The sequence below is a fragment of the Paenibacillus sp. 2TAF8 genome, from assembly GCF_052114825.1.
Taxonomy (GTDB): Bacteria; Bacillota; Bacilli; order Paenibacillales; family Paenibacillaceae; genus Paenibacillus.
The window spans coordinates 599,187-615,269 of sequence record NZ_JBFRFN010000002.1 but is presented as its reverse complement, the minus strand read 5'-3'; the positions used below and the strand labels follow the sequence as shown (position 1 = coordinate 615,269).

The window sequence follows — 16,083 nt, the reverse complement described above, 5'->3', positions numbered from 1 at the left end:
GAATTTATACGAAGGAACTTGCCGAAAAAAGGTGTCATGACATTACACAAACGTAAATGAATGGTATACTAATTGAATATGCACTCGGCAAACAACCGTGGAATCGGGACGTCGGAGTAGAGGAGGCAGCCGCATTGGCGAAAGCAAAAGTCGCAAAAAGACCCACACGGGATGAGTTTGAACTGGAGGAGTTGGGAAATCAACTCGTGGAGGCTTTTCATGAACGCTCAGAAGTATTATTGACGGTCTGGGGTAAGGAAGTACAGGTGCAAGGTATTATTGTGAAAATGGATTCCCGCACGCGCCTTGTTCATGTTGAGCATACGGAAGAAGAATTTACGGCGAAAGTACCATTTTTGGATATTATGCAAATACAGTCGCCGCGTTACTGATTTAAAAATAAGAAAACAGCATCTGAACAATAGGGCATTCGCCCTGTCAAAGTTTCGTTCTCTGCATAAGATAACCTATACCTGTTGCAGAGGAGGTACAATCAATGAGCGAAGTTTTAGGTGGAGAAACAAGAGGTTACGGCTATGGTGGTTTCACTTCTGTAGGCGCAATTCTGGTTCTGTTCATCCTGTTGGTAATCATCTCCAAAGCGTTCTTGGTATAATCATTGTCATTAAAATGATAAAAGAAAGCTCTGCCGTCATGGCAGAGCTTTTTTATTCAGCAAAGACTGAAGGCCACTCTTTGGCGAAAATTGTAGAAAATCGGATGCAAGTCACTTTCGTGTTGTGTTAAAATGGAACCATTCCCACAGAAAGAGGTGTTTTTCATGAGTCAAGAACTGACGGCGTCTTTGAACGAGCAGATGAACTTTGAGTTTTACTCCGCTCATGTATACATGGCGATGGCTGCATATTGTTCCAGCAAAAGTCTGGATGGATTTGCTAATTTCTTTATCGTACAAGCGGAAGAGGAACGTTTTCATGGTATGAAAATTTATAAATTCCTTAATGATCGTGGACACCGCGCTACACTGGCAGCAATGCCTGAACCGAAGAATGAATACAGCTCTATGCTGGATGTGTTTGAGCACGGTTATGCGCATGAGCAGCAAAATACGAAGAAATTTTATGCTCTGGCGGATATCGCACTGAACGAGCGTGAACACGCTACGATGTATTTCTTGAAGTGGTTTATTGATGAGCAGGTCGAAGAAGAAGCTTTGTTTGATAACATCATTCAGAAATTACGCCGGATTGAAAATGACAGCAACGCCTTCTACATGTTGGATGCAGAATTCGCCAAACGTTCATTTACGGCTCCTGCGGAGTAAGCAGGACAGAATGCTGTCTAAAATGGAACAAACAAGTACATACCGTATATCATGTTGCGTCATCATTGAAGGACAGTACGACCATTTTACGAAATGATCCACGCCCCTTAGGATGTGACTCATACGGAAAAAGGCTTGCATACGTGCAAGCTTTTTTGTTGTGCGCAGAATGAAGAAAGGAAGAGAAGTCTATCAAATTATGAAAATAGGGTAATAAAGTATATGTCAACTTATATCTATTCTTAGAGGCGCGTTTATCAAAGATTAAATCTATCAAAATCGTTTTAATTTTTAAGTTAATCTGACAAAAGTGTAACTCTACCGTAGCCTTTGAAGAGAGAAGAGAGAATGGTATCTCTGATACTATTAAAATTAATCGCCATGGGATACGAGTAGAAACGATTTACACACACCCGGGGAAAAACACACACAAGGGAGATTTTATTATGCTAAATATTCGTAAATCATTCGTCGCTACATTTGCTATTTTACTACTGTTACCATTGATATTTATGCCGCACTCTGCTTCGGCCGCAGCGTCATCCAAGGAGAAAGCATCTAGCAAGGCCAGTACCAAAATTGTATATCTGACATTTGATGATGGTCCCACTGCGCATACCGGTCAGCTTCTCGATATTTTGGATCAATACCAAGTCAAAGCTACTTTCTTCATGCTTGGGCCTCATATGGAACAATATCAGAAAGCTACACAACGTATTGTAAAAGAAGGTCACGGGCTCGGATTACATGGAGTAACCCATGTACCCAGCAAGTTTTATAAATCGGCTTATAGCGGATTGAAAGAAATGCAGCAAGCTAATGAAAGCTTGAACAAGGTAGCCGGAGTTAAAACGAGTCTTGTTCGTACGCCATATGGTAGTAAACCTTATATGAAACCAGCTTTCCGCAACGTGCTTCTTGGTCAAGGAGGATTCCATCTGTGGGATTGGAATGTCGATTCACTGGACTGGAAATACAAGAAAGATCACCAGAAAGTTTACAATAATATCATGTCCCAGGTTCACAATGTGAACAAGAATGGAACAACACCTATTGTACTTATGCATGATCAGGAAGCGACACTGAAAGTACTGCCACAAGTGTTGAAAACGTTGAAGGCAGAAGGATATCAATTCGAAATTCTAACGAAAAACGTGCAGCCTGTGAATTTCTGGAATGACAAACGTTAAGTATAGTTTCCAGGAAGCAGGTTGGTTCAATCTTTAGGAGGTACGCATCATGAAAAGACAAACGTTATGGATGACTATTCCTGTAACGACAGCGGTTCTGCTCACGCTGGCTGGATGCGGAGGACCAGGCTCTAATCAGGCATCGGCTGGTGGGACCTCATCGACAACTGTTGGTAAGCAAACCCAATCCGGAAGTGGAACTACCGTATCTAATGAATCCGGGAATCAGGCTGGATCAGCGAATGCAGATTCGAACAGCTCAGGTAGCACTACATCAGGAAAAGAAGATGTAGGCGCATCGAACGCTAACAAAAATCAAGCAGATTCGGGATTATCGGATGTGAAGGAAGTTGTGAAGGCGGTTCGCGCTGAATTAAAGATGCCAAGTGCTTCGCTGCCAACGTCTTTTCCACTGCCTAAAAACCGACATTTGGGTGTAGTGATCACAACGAACACATCGGAGTCATTACATGTGAACTTCTACACTGCGAACAAACCGGTGGCTTTAAATGATCCATCATTAACGGAAACCAAGAATTCAGCGCCTTGGCTTGCCAGTTATGAGGTGAAATCCGACAATAATGCGAATCAATCTGAACTTTTTCCCGACACAGATCTGAAGAACATTCCAAAAGATATGACGGTTGATCTGGGGCATGGAATTAAAGGGATGGTGGAAGGAGCCGCTGGCAGTCAGTATCTAACCTGGCAGGAAGGTCGATGGACATTACAAATTCGCTCCGTTTCAGAGGATCAGATGAACAATCCGGGGATCGCGAAGAAAATGGTCGAGTATTTGGAGTCACATAGGCTGCCTGCTCCAAAAGATAAAGGATTTGTGAAGGTGGATTATGCCAGTGTGGGGAAAACAGTTCATGTGACCATCTCATGGCAGGACGGTAAACAAATTCACCAGTTGAAAACGGAGCAGGTACCGCTGGAGGCACTTGGTATGGTTGTATCAGTAAAATAATCTTGAATCTCTGTAATGAAGCTGCTGGTAAAGAAATCAGTCCATACACAGGTGAAAAAAACAAAAAGCTTGGCATAGGAGAAGGCTCCTTAGCCAAGCTTTTTGTTATTATATCGTATCAAGGTTGCACGTATCCAAGTCAAAATCGGCTTAACGTACATACCGGTTCTTTCACTTGAACCATCCTTTCTCTTTGGAACGGGTGATGGCCTCAATGCGGTTACTAGCATTTAATTTATTGAGAATAATAGAGATGTAATTCCGAACGGTTCCCGTCGTGATGAACAAATGTCCAGCAATTTCCTTGGTGTTTTTCCCATCAGCCATGAGGCCCAGTACAGCATGTTCACGTTCAGTTAACGGGTTTTCCTCCACATAAGCTTCATCGACCAGATCGGGTGCAAATATACGTCTTCCACTCATGACTTGACGAATGGCTTCGGCCAACTCTTCAATCGGGCTGTCCTTGAGAAGATAGCCACGTACTCCGCCTTTGAGTGCACGTTCGAAATATCCGGTTCTTGCAAATGTCGTAAGGATAATGACTTTGCAGTTCATGCCTTTAAGTTCCTCGGCAGCTTCGAGCCCGCTCTTCACAGGCATTTCGATGTCCATCAAGCAGATGTCCGGTGCATGTTGCTGCACAAGGGCAAGGGCTTCTTGACCATTGCTGGCTTGTCCAACAACTTCCATATCTTCTTCCAGATTAAGCAGAGAGGATAACGCACCAAGCATCATCCGCTGATCTTCAGCAATGACGATTCTAATCATTCTTCATCCTCCTTCATAGGTTTGCGTACCAGCTTGGGCACATGGATGACAAGCACCGTGCCTTCCATTTCCGTACCTGTTCGAATGTCCATGTAGCCGTTCACAAATTCCAGTCGTTCTTTCATGCCAAGAATACCGGTTCCTCGCAGGTTTTGCTTACGTGTGTGCTCGATGCCTATCCCGTTATCATGCACAGTTAAAAGATTGTGGGAGGGGGTCTCTTCAATACTAATCGCACATGTGGTTGCCTGACTGTGCTTGACCACATTGGTCACCGCTTCTTTCAAACACATTCCCAGTACATTTTCATTCAATTGAGATGTATCCTGCAGTTTAGGATTTCCGTGTAAAATAAACTCAATGGAGGCGGCTTTTAAAATTTGTTCCGCACGGAATAGTTCATCAACCAGCTGTGTTCCACGCATAGTCGTGACCATCTCACGAACTTCCTTCAGGGCTGTACTTGCCGTCTGCCTGAGCTCATTCAGTTCAACGAGCGCTTGATCAGGATTTTTGCGGAGCAAGCGCTTGGCCAGATCGGTTTTGAGTCCGATCAGAGAAAGCTTCTGACCGAGCGTATCGTGCAAGTCGCGTGCAATCCGCTGCCGTTCTTCCATTTTCACCAGATCATCCAGTCGTTTGTTTGCATTCTCCAGTTCACCTTCGAGCTGTTCACGTTTGTTTTTGTTATACGTGCTGATTGGCAGAAGTATAGAGGCCATCAAGCTGATAAAGATAAATGGGAATTGGCTGAGCAGCATCGAGTTTTGATTGATGAAGCTGTAATTAACCGTCAGGAAGCTTGCACCGAGATTCACCGAGTAGAGGGTGAAAAAGCCGGCTTTATTTTTAATATTGCCAATAAAAAAAGCTAGAAACAATGAGAAATAGGCATAATCATACGCAATGGTCATCGTAATAGATATGGCAATCAGTAATCCCATCCACATGTAAATCTGCCAGCCCTTGGTGATAAAGGCCAGGAGGTAACATACAAAAAATACCAAAATAATGATAATGCCGGTTACCAGTGTCCACAATTGCGAATATTGAGAGATGTAATAGAAGGGCAGAATGAAAAAGACAAGCCATACGTACGGATTCAAGCCTGTATTTTTATAAAAAAGCTGCGACCACTTTTGAATAAGATTCTCCTCCTTGAAAAGGTGTTACTCTACTTTAGCCTGACTGTAGCATGACTGCCGTCCGAATACAAGAAAACGAATCCGACAGAGCCTAAGGCTTCTCTGTCAGACCCGCTTGATTGGTCACCCGAATGGGATTCGGAATATATTTTTTGCGTGATGCTTGTTTCAGCTCTTTAAAGCTGATGAATTGTTTGTGTTCTTCATCCCACAGACGGAAGCGGAGCGCAACCAGACTGGAACGCAGTGTGATCGTTGTGGCCTTCTGCAAAGGCGGTGTTGAGTTATGTGCCTCTTCCAGATAATAGTTAGGTACACGCGGGCTCAAGTGATGCACATGGTGGAACCCGATATTTCCGCTAATCCATTGTAGCAGCTTCGGCAGCTTGTAATAAGAGCTTCCTTCTACTGCAGCTTTGACATAACTCCATTCATCTTCATTCTCGAAATATGTCTCTTCAAACTGGTGCTGTACGTAGAACAGCCAGATGCCGAAGAAACCGGAGAAGAAAAATACAGGTGCTTGCACCATGACAAAAGCCTGCCATCCAATCAGCCAGCACATAAACCCATACAGTGCAATGATTAGAACAGTAGTTAAATGGGTATTAATTCTTTCCTTGCGTCTTGCCGCTTTTCGGTTAAATCGATAGGCAATCAGAAATACATAAATGGGTCCAATGCCAAACAGGACGACCGGATTGCGATATATACGGTAAAAGAGACGCATCCATGGCGTGGCAGACTTGTATTCATCTACAGTCATCACCCAAATATCACCTACACCGCGTTTGTCGAGGTTACCACTTGTTGCGTGGTGAATGGAATGCTCTGCTTTCCATTGCTGATAGGGAGTGAGGGTTAATACACCGGTGATGGTGCCAAGAATATCGTTGGCCCGTTTGCTTTTGAAGAATGATCCATGACAGCAGTCATGGAAAATAATAAAGGTTCGAAGCACGAATCCCGATGCCACTAGTGCGATAGGGAACGTAAGCCAGTATGAGATCGATAAGCTGTAATACGCAGCTGCCCATAATAAAAAGAGCGGGACCAATGTATTGATTAATTGACGAATGCTAAGTTTGAGATCATTTTTTTCAAAAGGTGTCACTTCTTTTTTTAGCGCCATTTCTTTGCTTCTGCTCATGCGTAATTCCTCCTTAATCGGTACAGCTATGATTGGCTGTAACCTGGCGATTCCCGGTAGGACTTTCCTTATGGGAAGCGTTTTTATCATTGTAAAAGAATATACGCATGACGGTAAGTCATAAATGTCAGCCTGTTGTAATGACAAATATCAAGTATGAACCATGACATTTGTCATGGTTAGTGTCCCGTAAACATGATACAAAGCGCGAAAAGATGACGTTTTCAAATTTCCTTTGCACATATGACGCAACAATTTGTATTATGTATACAAATTTTACGAAGAGCATGGTAGAATCTATCCTGGAGTGTATATGACAGGTTATTAGGTAAAGAGTTGTTTTTTTGATGTATTAGATTAGGTGAGACGATTTTTAGAGTTCTATATGAAGAGTGTAAAGATTTTAAAAGGTCTAGATGAAGCATGATTTTGTTTTTAAAAGGTCTAGATAAGGCATGTTTTTATTTTTGGATGGATTGGATGGAGCGCTGAATGAAAAAAAGAATTACGGATATGTTCTTTCTTATGGCTGGTGCGTTTCTGTTTGCGCTGGCGGTAAACTTGTTTGTCATCCCTAATGATCTGGCAGAGGGTGGCGTGACAGGGATCACGATTATTTTGTATTATCTGTTTCACTGGTCCCCCGGACTGATGAACCTGATCCTCAACGGTATTTTATTACTTGTAGGTTATAAGTTCCTGGATCGAACGACGACAGTATATACGATTATAGCAGTTATCTTTAACTCGCTGTTCCTGCACCTGACAGAAAGCTGGAGCATTGCATCAGATGAGCTGTGGGTAAATACCATTTTTGCAGGTGTATTTGCAGGTCTCGGGATAGGCTTAATTGTCAAAGTAGGAGGAACAACGGCGGGTACGGTTATTCTGGCACGGCTTGCGAATAAATATCTAGACTGGAATATCAGCTACGGATTGCTTTTCTTTGATCTGATTGTTGCGTTCTCTTCTTACTTTATTATTGGGCCACAGGGCTTGATGTGTACGATTGTGTTGCTGTTTATTGGAACCAAAACGATGGAGTTTATTATTGAAGGACTGAATCCGAAAAAGGCAGTCATGATCATCTCAGCCAAACAAGATCAGATTGCAAATCAGGTCATTGAGAAGATGGATCGTGGGGTTACGGTTCTATCCGGCCACGGTTATTATACGAAGAATCCGAAAGAGATTTTGTATATTGTCATTAGTAAGCAAGAGGTTCCAATGCTGAAGAAAATTGTGCGTGCAGAGGATGAGATTGCCTTTATCACCATTCATGATGTTCGTGATGTATTCGGAGAAGGGTTTATCGAGCTTTCGAAATCATAATATATGAAATTGTACAAAGTTCAATGTGATCAGGACCAAGCGGGGGAAACTATTCCTATTTGGTCCTTTTTGCGTTGTGGAATGAAATTTCCTTCGATAATAAATAGAAGCTTTTCGGCTATTTTTTCCTGATTTAACGTGATTGTAGCAGATGTTATTTGCATGAGATGTATTGGCAGAAAATAAGCTGTACACACCACCAAAGTGGATGATATATTGAATTTAATTCGTTAAGAAACTTAACTAACTATGATGTGGAGGTGATAAAATGGCTGGCACACCGCAATATATCCGTAATCTGAATGAAAACTTGATTATGGATGCCCTGATAGCACATGGCACCTTATCGAGAGCGGATATCAGCCGCCAAACAGGACTTAGTAAACCTACAGTATCATCAGCGGTAGAGTATCTGATTGGACGTAATCTGGTGAAGGAGACAGGCAGAGCCGACAACGCCCAAGGGCGCAAGGCCACGTTAATTCAATTTAATGAAACGGCTTATTATGTCTGCGGTGTTGATATCGGGGCTACACGAATTCGAATTGCCTTATCTGACTTGAATGGGCAAATCGTTGCCTATGCTACCTATCCTTCAGTGGAGCGAGATCAGTACGTAAAGTCCAACGCAGCAATCGTAAACTCCTCTGGAGAGGTTAAAGTCGAGGATGAGCATGTAACAACAGTTTCCTCTGACGTGCCTGTACTTCGTGTGTTACACAGTTATGTGGATCAGCTGCTTCAGGAGAATCGCCTTCAGTGGAGTGATCTTCGCTGCATCGGGTTTGGGATTCCAGGTGTTGTTTTGCCTGGCTCAGGAAAAATTAGCCGGATTGTAGACCCGCTTGCAGGCATGGAGCAGGACTTCTCCCGTGATGCCTTAGCTCGTGCTTTTCCATGTGATATTATGCTGGACAATGATGTTAATCTCGCAGCGCTCGGGGAATACAGGAAGGGAGCAGCTAAGGACTCGTCCCTGTTCATATTTTTCTCCATTGGTGCGGGGACGGGTGCAGGTATTATGGTCCATGGGCATTTGCTTCATGGATTGGGTGGTTTAACAGGTGAAGTAGCTGAGATGCACATGGAGAATGGCCGCCGTCTGGAGGATATGTTGTCGGCTGACGGACTGATGAGACTAGCGAAGCGACATTGCTTCAACGACCCTTTGAGTTCAAACATGCAACCTGAGGACATCTTTGAGGCGACTCGGAGCGGAGAGGGATGGGCTACAAACATAATGAAGGAGTACAGTCAGATGATCGCTTCGGCGTTGCGGCAAATTAGTACGTTACTTGCTCCTGAATTAATCGTGCTTGGAGGCGGCATTGGCGGAAATGGTGATGTATTGTTACCTCTGCTAAGGAAAGCTGCTGCCGAGCAATTCCCAGTGCAACCGCAGTTGATATGTTCGGAGCTCGGAGAGCGAGCCGTCGTGACAGGGGCTGTGCAAGTGGCGCTGCAGCAGACAATGATGAAGCTTAAACAAGGGACATCTGAAGAGTAGAAGTCAAGGGAATTGGAAATTTTTGAACTGTTTTACTACGAATCATCAAGAACAGATCTGCCAAGGAGGAAGTGTAATGACAGAAACAGCTCAGGGCAACACGACAAATCAGCACACGGAGCACCGAAGTGACATGAAGCAGCTTGAAGGGGTCGAGGCGAAAGGTTCATGGGTTGCCGGTGTTGATATTGGAGGAACCAAAATACTGCTATTGATATCCAATCAGATTAGCGGTGGAGAAGTTCATGAGCGCAGATTGCCGACACAAGCCGCGGATCAGCCGGAATCCTTTTTCCAGTGGTTATTTGCCGAATTAAAAACGTTCTGTGCAGAGGTTGGATGTGATTGGGATCAGCTCGCGGGTGTGGGACTAGGTTTCCCGGGTGTTATTTTGCAAGATGAAGGCGTACTTCGGAATGCTCCTGCATTCCAGTGGCCTGAAGAAGATATTCGGCCGATTATTGCCAAGTATTATAGTGGAAGGATCGTTATGGATAACGATGTGAACATGGCAGCTATGGGGGAAGTGGATCAGGGGGCTGCTAAAGGGCATCGCCACAGCGTAATGGTAACCGTAGGCACAGGCATTGGCGCTGCACTTGTTCTGAATGGAGAATTGCACAGTGGGCAGCACGGTGCAGCAGGGGAGATTGGACATTTTATCACAGGCGACGAAGGGTTGACCCGCGAATATGTAGCAGATGGTGATGCCTTCGGAGTGTTTGAACAAGTGACGTCAGGGACCGGTATTACGGAGCGGGCGAGGCACTATTTTAAATTGGGAAAAGGAAATGAACTATCCCTGATCTGGAGTCTGGCCGGAGGCGAAGTGGAACAGATTGAAGCAAGACATGTATTTAAGGCGGCGGAGTCAGGCGATGTAGCTGCCCTTGAAATTCTGGAACTGCCTATGCGTTATATGGCAAGAGGACTCGCGAATATTACGGCGCTACTGAACCCATCAATTATTGTACTTGGCGGCGGAGTAGCTGCATCCAATCCAACCTATTATTTGAATGAAGTTCAGGCCAGACTCAAACGTTATGTTGTGCTTCCGGTCCAAGTGGTCATTGCCGAGCTTGGCAATAAAGCAGGGGCAATCGGGGCGCTCGCTTCCATTAGACGTCATCTTGAACGTATGTAACGGCTAGTCATAGGAGTAAACCATACACAGAGACTACAGAAATAAAAGGATGGAGATCCGGATGAGTGATAGACATATGACGGCTAATACAAAAAAAACAAAAGCCGAATTCAATGAAGCAAAAGCGGTATTAATTAAATTGCAGGGTTTATATCTGTTCATGGGACTTGCGGGAGGCATCTTTAACCCTTACATTAATCCGATTCTGGTTGCTCAGGGTTTTTCGAGTAAGGATACCGGATTTATTATGGCCTTTGGTACCCTAATATCCATCATTCTCCAGCCTGTCTGGGGGATTCTGGTGGATAAATTTAAAAAGACACGCCTTGTATTGGTCATCAGCCTGCTTGTTCCGGCAGCGTTAGCTTACTTTTATAATATTCAGGTATACATTATATTAATTTTGATTTATACTTTATGCACTATATTTCAAGTGACACAGATACCTGTAGCTGACTCCTATGCGGTAACAGCAGCAAGATCCGCTAATACCTCTTACGGTATGATTCGGTTGTTCGGAAGCCTGGGAACAGGGCTTGGCGGATTCGCTGCAGGAATGTATCTCTCCCAGTTTTCCATTCATATGTTATGGCTGCCCTTTCTGCTTTTCAACATCTTGAGCGCAATACTGGCGGGCACACTCCCCAAGCAGACGAGCATTTCCTCGTCCTCAGTAACCTTCTCCGTAGGTTTAGCAAGATTGCTACGAAATCGCACGTTCCTTCTCTTTCTCACCGGTTGTTTTCTGGTAAATCAAACGCTCACGGCGTTTAACTCCTTTTTTGTTATTTCGTTTCAGATGGCTGGCGGCTCGGTTGCCTTGACAGGCACAGCTCTTTTGATTGCATCCATTACCAATGTACCCTCTATGCTAGTAGCCGCATATGTGCTACGTAGATGGGGGCATGAACGAACGATGTTGCTGGCAGCGGGAGCCTACATGCTGCGCTGGGGAATTCAGTGGTTGTGGCCGAGTCCAGAAGTGATGATTGGTGTTCAAGTGTTGCACGGATTATCGTTTGGATTTTTCTATATTGCGGCAGTTGAATATGTAGCGTCTGTTACTGGACGAGAAATGCAGGCGACGGGTCAAAGCTTATTTAACATGGTATTTGCCGGACTCGGAGGCATTGTGGGCAATATGCTTAACGGCTACTTATTGGATACGGGCGGCCCGTCGATGATGTATCTGGCTTGCACGATCAGTGCGGGAATGGGAGCAATTATTCTGTATATTGTTAGCAGACAGGCCAAAGAGCAGAGAAGGGCTTACCCGTTAGTGTAGAAATAGATATAAAACGTAAAGTTAAGGCGGAAGGAAGTGAGGCTTATGAAAGTGAATCTAAAGCGGAGCTGGCACACCAGGTTGATTTATTCATATTTCCCCCTATTTCTGCTCACGATTTCCATTCTGATCTTTCTCTCCTTCCTGATTGTTAACGAACTGTCACGAAAAGAAACCAGAAAAGCGGATATGATCTCCACACGTTACATTGTCAGCACATTGGAGCGTACAATGGGCGACATCGAGATGAGAATGTTAGACGAGATTGTAACGAACCAAATGTACAGTCGTTTTTTGGAAGCCGGAAAAGGACAATTGTCCAGTCAGTTTATTTATGATGCAGCCAGTGATCTGAACCGTATGGTGGATCAGCAGGGGATGGTGCAATCGATTTATCTCTACCGAATGTCGGATTCGAATATTATTACACCTAGAGGAATGGTGAGTTTTGAGGATTTTGGGGATAAATCGTATATCGAGCAGGCGTTGAAAAATAAACTGAATCTGGGTTGGAATCAGCCCAGATCTTACAAGGAACGTTCATTTGATGTCCCTACACAGGTCATCAGCATGAATAAATGGCTGCCACTGCCTTGGGGTGGTGAAGGTCTGCTTGTTATTACAGTACGGTTGTATGCCTTGGAGAGGCAAATTGACAACATGACGGATGCGAATCTCTCTTTTCTACAGGTGAAGGATAATCATGGGGATCTCGTATATTCGGCTCATCAGATTGCCACGGCTGAGGGGAATGTTTTGAATAGGGTGAAGGGTGAAAAGCTGGGGCTTATCTTTGAAAGTGGGATTCAGACAGGTCAGTTATATTCATGGGTATCGCTGGTGTCCTATGTGTGGATCGGAATCGGTATTCTCACCATTGCTTCGGCAGTCGCAGGTTTAATATATATTACACGTAGAAACGTAAAACCTATGCAGCTGATGATGAATCGCATTCAGGCGCTGCAGCCCCGTGTGCATGAAGAGGATGCCGCACCTTCTGTCAAAAACGAGCTTGCACTGATCGACAGGGCGCTGGAACATCTCATTGCTCAAACGGTAGATTACGAGAAACAGCATCATGAGAACTTACTGATTCATCGCAGGCAGTTGCTTGTAGATTTAATGGAAGGCGAACGGTTGGATTCATTCCGTCAGCGCCTTCGTCACTTGCAGCCTCTTGAGGAAAGGTTTCTTGAACCGCAGTGTGCCGCTGTATTGGTAGCGGAGATGAATGGGGCAGACCTGTCCGGTCATTCTAATATTTTAAAAATGGCACTGATGAATGTGTTCAAGGAACTGGTTCAGAAAGAGAGCAAGTTTGGGGCATGGGCAGAATGGTTTGGAAATCGTCGTTTGATCGTTGTGGTAGCCTCCAATGAAAAAGAGGGTCTCAGCCGTGAGCTGCTAATGGATCTGGCTAAACAGCTGCATATGTGGATTGCCGAGCATTTCCGCATTCGTTTTACGTTCGGAATTGGACAAACGGTTAATGGCTGGGAAGACATCACTCGATCCTATACCAGTGCAGACACAGGTCTACAGCACCGGCTCACCCTTGGTCAGAATGCGATTGTGCTTAGTGAGCAACTTCCCGACCAGATGGAGCTGCATTCGTACAAATATTTGCAAATGCTCGTGGACATCGTTCGGGAGTTCAGGCTTACCGGGGATGGCTGGCGAGCACAGCTTGACCAGATGTTTATTGCATTTAACGAAGACCAGATGAACGATAAAGATATTCGTATGCTTGTGCAATCGTTGATTCAGATGTTTGCGCGTGAGTTTGGGGAGTTGTCCGAACGTTTGCAACATCAATTTGATGAGCCCGTTCTAGTGCGGCTTCGCTCGCAAATTCAGGAGGTCGACACACTTGAAGGCATTCGGGAAATTTTGCTGGATTGGCTCAAAGAGGTTTATCGCAATTATGTTGCCGTTAACGAAACGAAAAGTCACCGTGCGATGATCAACGAACTGCGTGTATATATTGAGGAGCATTTCGATGATCCGGATCTGTCGCTGAAACACCTGAGTGACCGTTTTCAAATTTCGGGTAAATATGCGAGTTATTTGTTCAAAGAAGAGTTCGATATGAAGTTTGTCGATTTTCTTGTGAAATTGAGAGTGGAAAAAGCATGCCGAATGCTCACATCAACAGATACAGCTATTCAGGATATCGCTCAGCAAGTGGGTTACGCTAATGCGATTTCGTTTGGTAGAGTGTTCAAACGTGTGATTGGCGTGACTCCGGGAGATTATCGCAAGCAACACGGTAAGAAAGAAGAGCAATAAACCACTGGAGACAACGTCATCATAGATTGCCTAGCAATGGACCGCATATTATGCGGTCTTTTTTATGTTCACTAACAGAAGGGATAGGGAAAATAGATTATTGTTTGTCATTCATTGTCGAATTAGAGCGAATTACCAGCTGAAAAAGAGTGTGAATCACTTAAAATGATGTTAGATTATATAACATAAATGTAGTGAAAATAGTTTATTGTCAGGAAAAGTGTTTATAAGTTAGTTTTTTTGACGTTTAAACGAGTTTTTTTCCTTTTTGAAAATAGTTTATTGTCGATTTTCAGAAAACAATGTAATAATTAATGACATTCACAGGTGCAGCAGGTTGGACAACGATAACGGAGTGGCGATCATGTGAATCATTACAGAATGAGTGCGAAAGGGGAAAGGTAAAATGAAATTATTTCAAAGACGCAAGGCAGGAAAAGCAAGTTCGATTCTCGCAGCGGTAACAGCATTCACTCTATTATTATCCGCGTGTTCGTCAGGTAGTGAATCATCATCTTCATCATCCGGGGAAGCGGGTGCGGGGAACAGAACCACGTTGAAAGTAGAAATTTTTGACCGGGGAAATACACCGGCAGGTTACACCATCTCCGATAGTTATCTAACACGCTTCATTCAAAAGGAATTTGGTGACCCGAACAACATTGATGTTCAATTTGTTCCGGTTCCCCGCTCAGAGGAAGTGCAGAAGCTTAACGTGCTCATGGCAAGTGGTTCTGAAGTGCCTGATATTGTATTCACTTATGACTCCAGTACATTTAATCGTTATGCCTCACAAGGCGGTTTGACAGAGTTGACTGATCTGCTAAACAAAGAGGGAAGCAATCTGAAAACATTTCTGGGTGATGACACGCTGGCATACGGTCAGTATGATGGGCAACAATTCGCTGTACCAGGCAAACGTCTGGTGTTAGGGAAGTACGCTTCATATGTTCGGCAGGACTGGCTGGATGCGCTTGGATTGCCAGCACCTCAAACGGCTGAGGAATTGCACACCGCCCTGAAAGCATTCAAGGAGAAAGATCCAGGCAAAGTGGGATCACCACTCATTCCGATGGGGATGTCGATTGCTTCGGCGCAATATGAGCCATTGATCTGGTCTTTCATCCAGCCTCTCACGGAAGAACAGAGATATACATTAACTCAACAGCTAGGCTCTAATGATTATCCAACGTTGCTGCCTGGCTTCAAAGATGCACTGAAATATATGAATACGTTGTATAACGAGGGATTAATGAGTGCAGACTTCGGGCTGGATAAAGACAAGAAAAAGCTATGGGAAGATGTATCCAACGGGAAAGTAGGTTTCTACAGTGAAGATGCAGGAGAGATTTACATCTCAGGGACGTATAAAAACCTGCAAACCAATAAACCTGATGCGGTGATGACACCGATTGATGCGTTCAAAAATTCGGAAGGCAAATTTGCCAAGCCGGCATATGCACCAAATGCAATGTATGTCATGATTCCAAAAACAAGTCAAAATGCAGAAGCAGCCATGAAATATCTGGATTGGATGGCTTCTGGCAACAACCTGTTTGACCTGCAATACGGTGTGAAAGACGAAAACTATCAGCTGGTGGACGGTGTGCCACAGATTAAAGAAGATGCTTCTCCTGAGATTGCTGGTCGGATCTACAACTCTGGTGACATTGCCATCATTGTAAACGGCAAATATGTCGGAGATGAGAAGAAAAACGAAGAGGCTTATGTCGTTCAGGTGGATCCCAAATATCGGGATGACATGCGCAAATCGGTAGCTATCTCCAATACGGACACGATTCAACCCGTACGTTTCTCCAAACCGATTGAAGCGGAATCTCGTTATGGTAACGGCTTAAAAGACAAATTCTCGGAGTTTATTGTGAAAACAACGATCTCCAAACCGGCTGATTTTGAAGCTGTGTATAACAGTATGATGAGTGATTATATGGGAAGTGGAGGCCAAGCTGTTCTTGATGAGCGTACGGAGGCTTACAAAGCGATGAAGTAAT

The 16,083-nt window shown here is 44.2% G+C and carries 14 protein-coding genes; 11 read left to right on the top strand and 3 right to left on the bottom strand.

Annotated features, from left to right (window positions below):
• Window positions 1-134 precede the first annotated feature (134 nt).
• From AB4Z30_RS04690 to AB4Z30_RS04670, 5 genes are all read left to right on the top strand, one after another.
• Complete coding sequence (locus AB4Z30_RS04690; RefSeq protein ID WP_434753006.1) at window positions 135-392, top strand: YolD-like family protein; 258 nt, start codon at window positions 135-137, stop codon at window positions 390-392.
• 104 nt (window positions 393-496) lie between these two features.
• Window positions 497-616, top strand: a complete 120-nt coding sequence (locus AB4Z30_RS04685) for a hypothetical protein (RefSeq protein ID WP_017688846.1) — start codon at window positions 497-499, stop codon at window positions 614-616.
• Between the two features lie 165 nt (window positions 617-781).
• A complete protein-coding gene (locus AB4Z30_RS04680) occupies window positions 782-1,285 on the top strand; it encodes a ferritin (RefSeq protein WP_441923752.1) in 504 nt (167 codons plus the stop codon).
• Between the two features lie 446 nt (window positions 1,286-1,731).
• On the top strand, window positions 1,732-2,475 hold the full coding sequence (locus AB4Z30_RS04675) for a polysaccharide deacetylase family protein (protein WP_441923750.1): 744 nt from the start codon (window positions 1,732-1,734) through the stop codon (window positions 2,473-2,475).
• 49 nt (window positions 2,476-2,524) lie between these two features.
• On the top strand, window positions 2,525-3,448 hold the full coding sequence (locus AB4Z30_RS04670; RefSeq protein ID WP_441923748.1) for a hypothetical protein: 924 nt from the start codon (window positions 2,525-2,527) through the stop codon (window positions 3,446-3,448).
• A gap of 171 nt (window positions 3,449-3,619) precedes the next feature.
• Here AB4Z30_RS04670 and AB4Z30_RS04665 read toward each other — a convergent pair whose 3' ends face one another.
• The 3 genes from AB4Z30_RS04665 to AB4Z30_RS04655 form a co-directional block, all read right to left on the bottom strand.
• The gene (locus tag AB4Z30_RS04665) at window positions 3,620-4,219 is read right to left on the bottom strand and encodes a response regulator (RefSeq protein WP_441923746.1); all 600 of its coding nucleotides are present in this window, start codon (window positions 4,217-4,219) and stop codon (window positions 3,620-3,622) included.
• Complete coding sequence (locus AB4Z30_RS04660) at window positions 4,216-5,364, bottom strand: histidine kinase (RefSeq protein ID WP_441924209.1); 1,149 nt, start codon at window positions 5,362-5,364, stop codon at window positions 4,216-4,218. The genes AB4Z30_RS04665 and AB4Z30_RS04660 overlap by 4 nt, the downstream gene beginning before the upstream one ends.
• A gap of 91 nt (window positions 5,365-5,455) precedes the next feature.
• Window positions 5,456-6,514: a fatty acid desaturase gene (locus AB4Z30_RS04655; protein ID WP_441923744.1), complete on the bottom strand. Its 1,059-nt coding sequence runs from the start codon at window positions 6,512-6,514 to the stop codon at window positions 5,456-5,458.
• 492 nt (window positions 6,515-7,006) lie between these two features.
• On the opposite strand from AB4Z30_RS04655, the gene AB4Z30_RS04650 reads away from it, so the two are divergent.
• The 6 genes from AB4Z30_RS04650 to AB4Z30_RS04625 all read left to right on the top strand — a co-directional run bounded on the left by AB4Z30_RS04650 (window position 7,007) and on the right by AB4Z30_RS04625 (window position 16,082).
• The gene (locus tag AB4Z30_RS04650) at window positions 7,007-7,846 is read left to right on the top strand and encodes a YitT family protein (RefSeq protein ID WP_441923742.1); all 840 of its coding nucleotides are present in this window, start codon (window positions 7,007-7,009) and stop codon (window positions 7,844-7,846) included.
• 268 nt (window positions 7,847-8,114) lie between these two features.
• The gene (locus AB4Z30_RS04645; RefSeq protein WP_441923740.1) at window positions 8,115-9,353 is read left to right on the top strand and encodes an ROK family transcriptional regulator; all 1,239 of its coding nucleotides are present in this window, start codon (window positions 8,115-8,117) and stop codon (window positions 9,351-9,353) included.
• A gap of 76 nt (window positions 9,354-9,429) precedes the next feature.
• Window positions 9,430-10,497 (top strand): ROK family protein, encoded by a 1,068-nt coding sequence (locus AB4Z30_RS04640; RefSeq protein ID WP_441923738.1) that lies wholly within the window; start codon window positions 9,430-9,432, stop codon window positions 10,495-10,497.
• Between the two features lie 61 nt (window positions 10,498-10,558).
• A complete protein-coding gene (locus AB4Z30_RS04635) occupies window positions 10,559-11,782 on the top strand; it encodes an MFS transporter (protein ID WP_441923736.1) in 1,224 nt (407 codons plus the stop codon).
• 45 nt (window positions 11,783-11,827) lie between these two features.
• Window positions 11,828-14,071, top strand: coding sequence for a helix-turn-helix domain-containing protein (locus AB4Z30_RS04630; RefSeq protein WP_441923734.1), 2,244 nt, complete (start codon window positions 11,828-11,830; stop codon window positions 14,069-14,071).
• A gap of 406 nt (window positions 14,072-14,477) precedes the next feature.
• Complete coding sequence (locus tag AB4Z30_RS04625) at window positions 14,478-16,082, top strand: extracellular solute-binding protein (RefSeq protein ID WP_441923732.1); 1,605 nt, start codon at window positions 14,478-14,480, stop codon at window positions 16,080-16,082.
• The last annotated feature ends 1 nt before the right edge of the window (window position 16,083 follow it).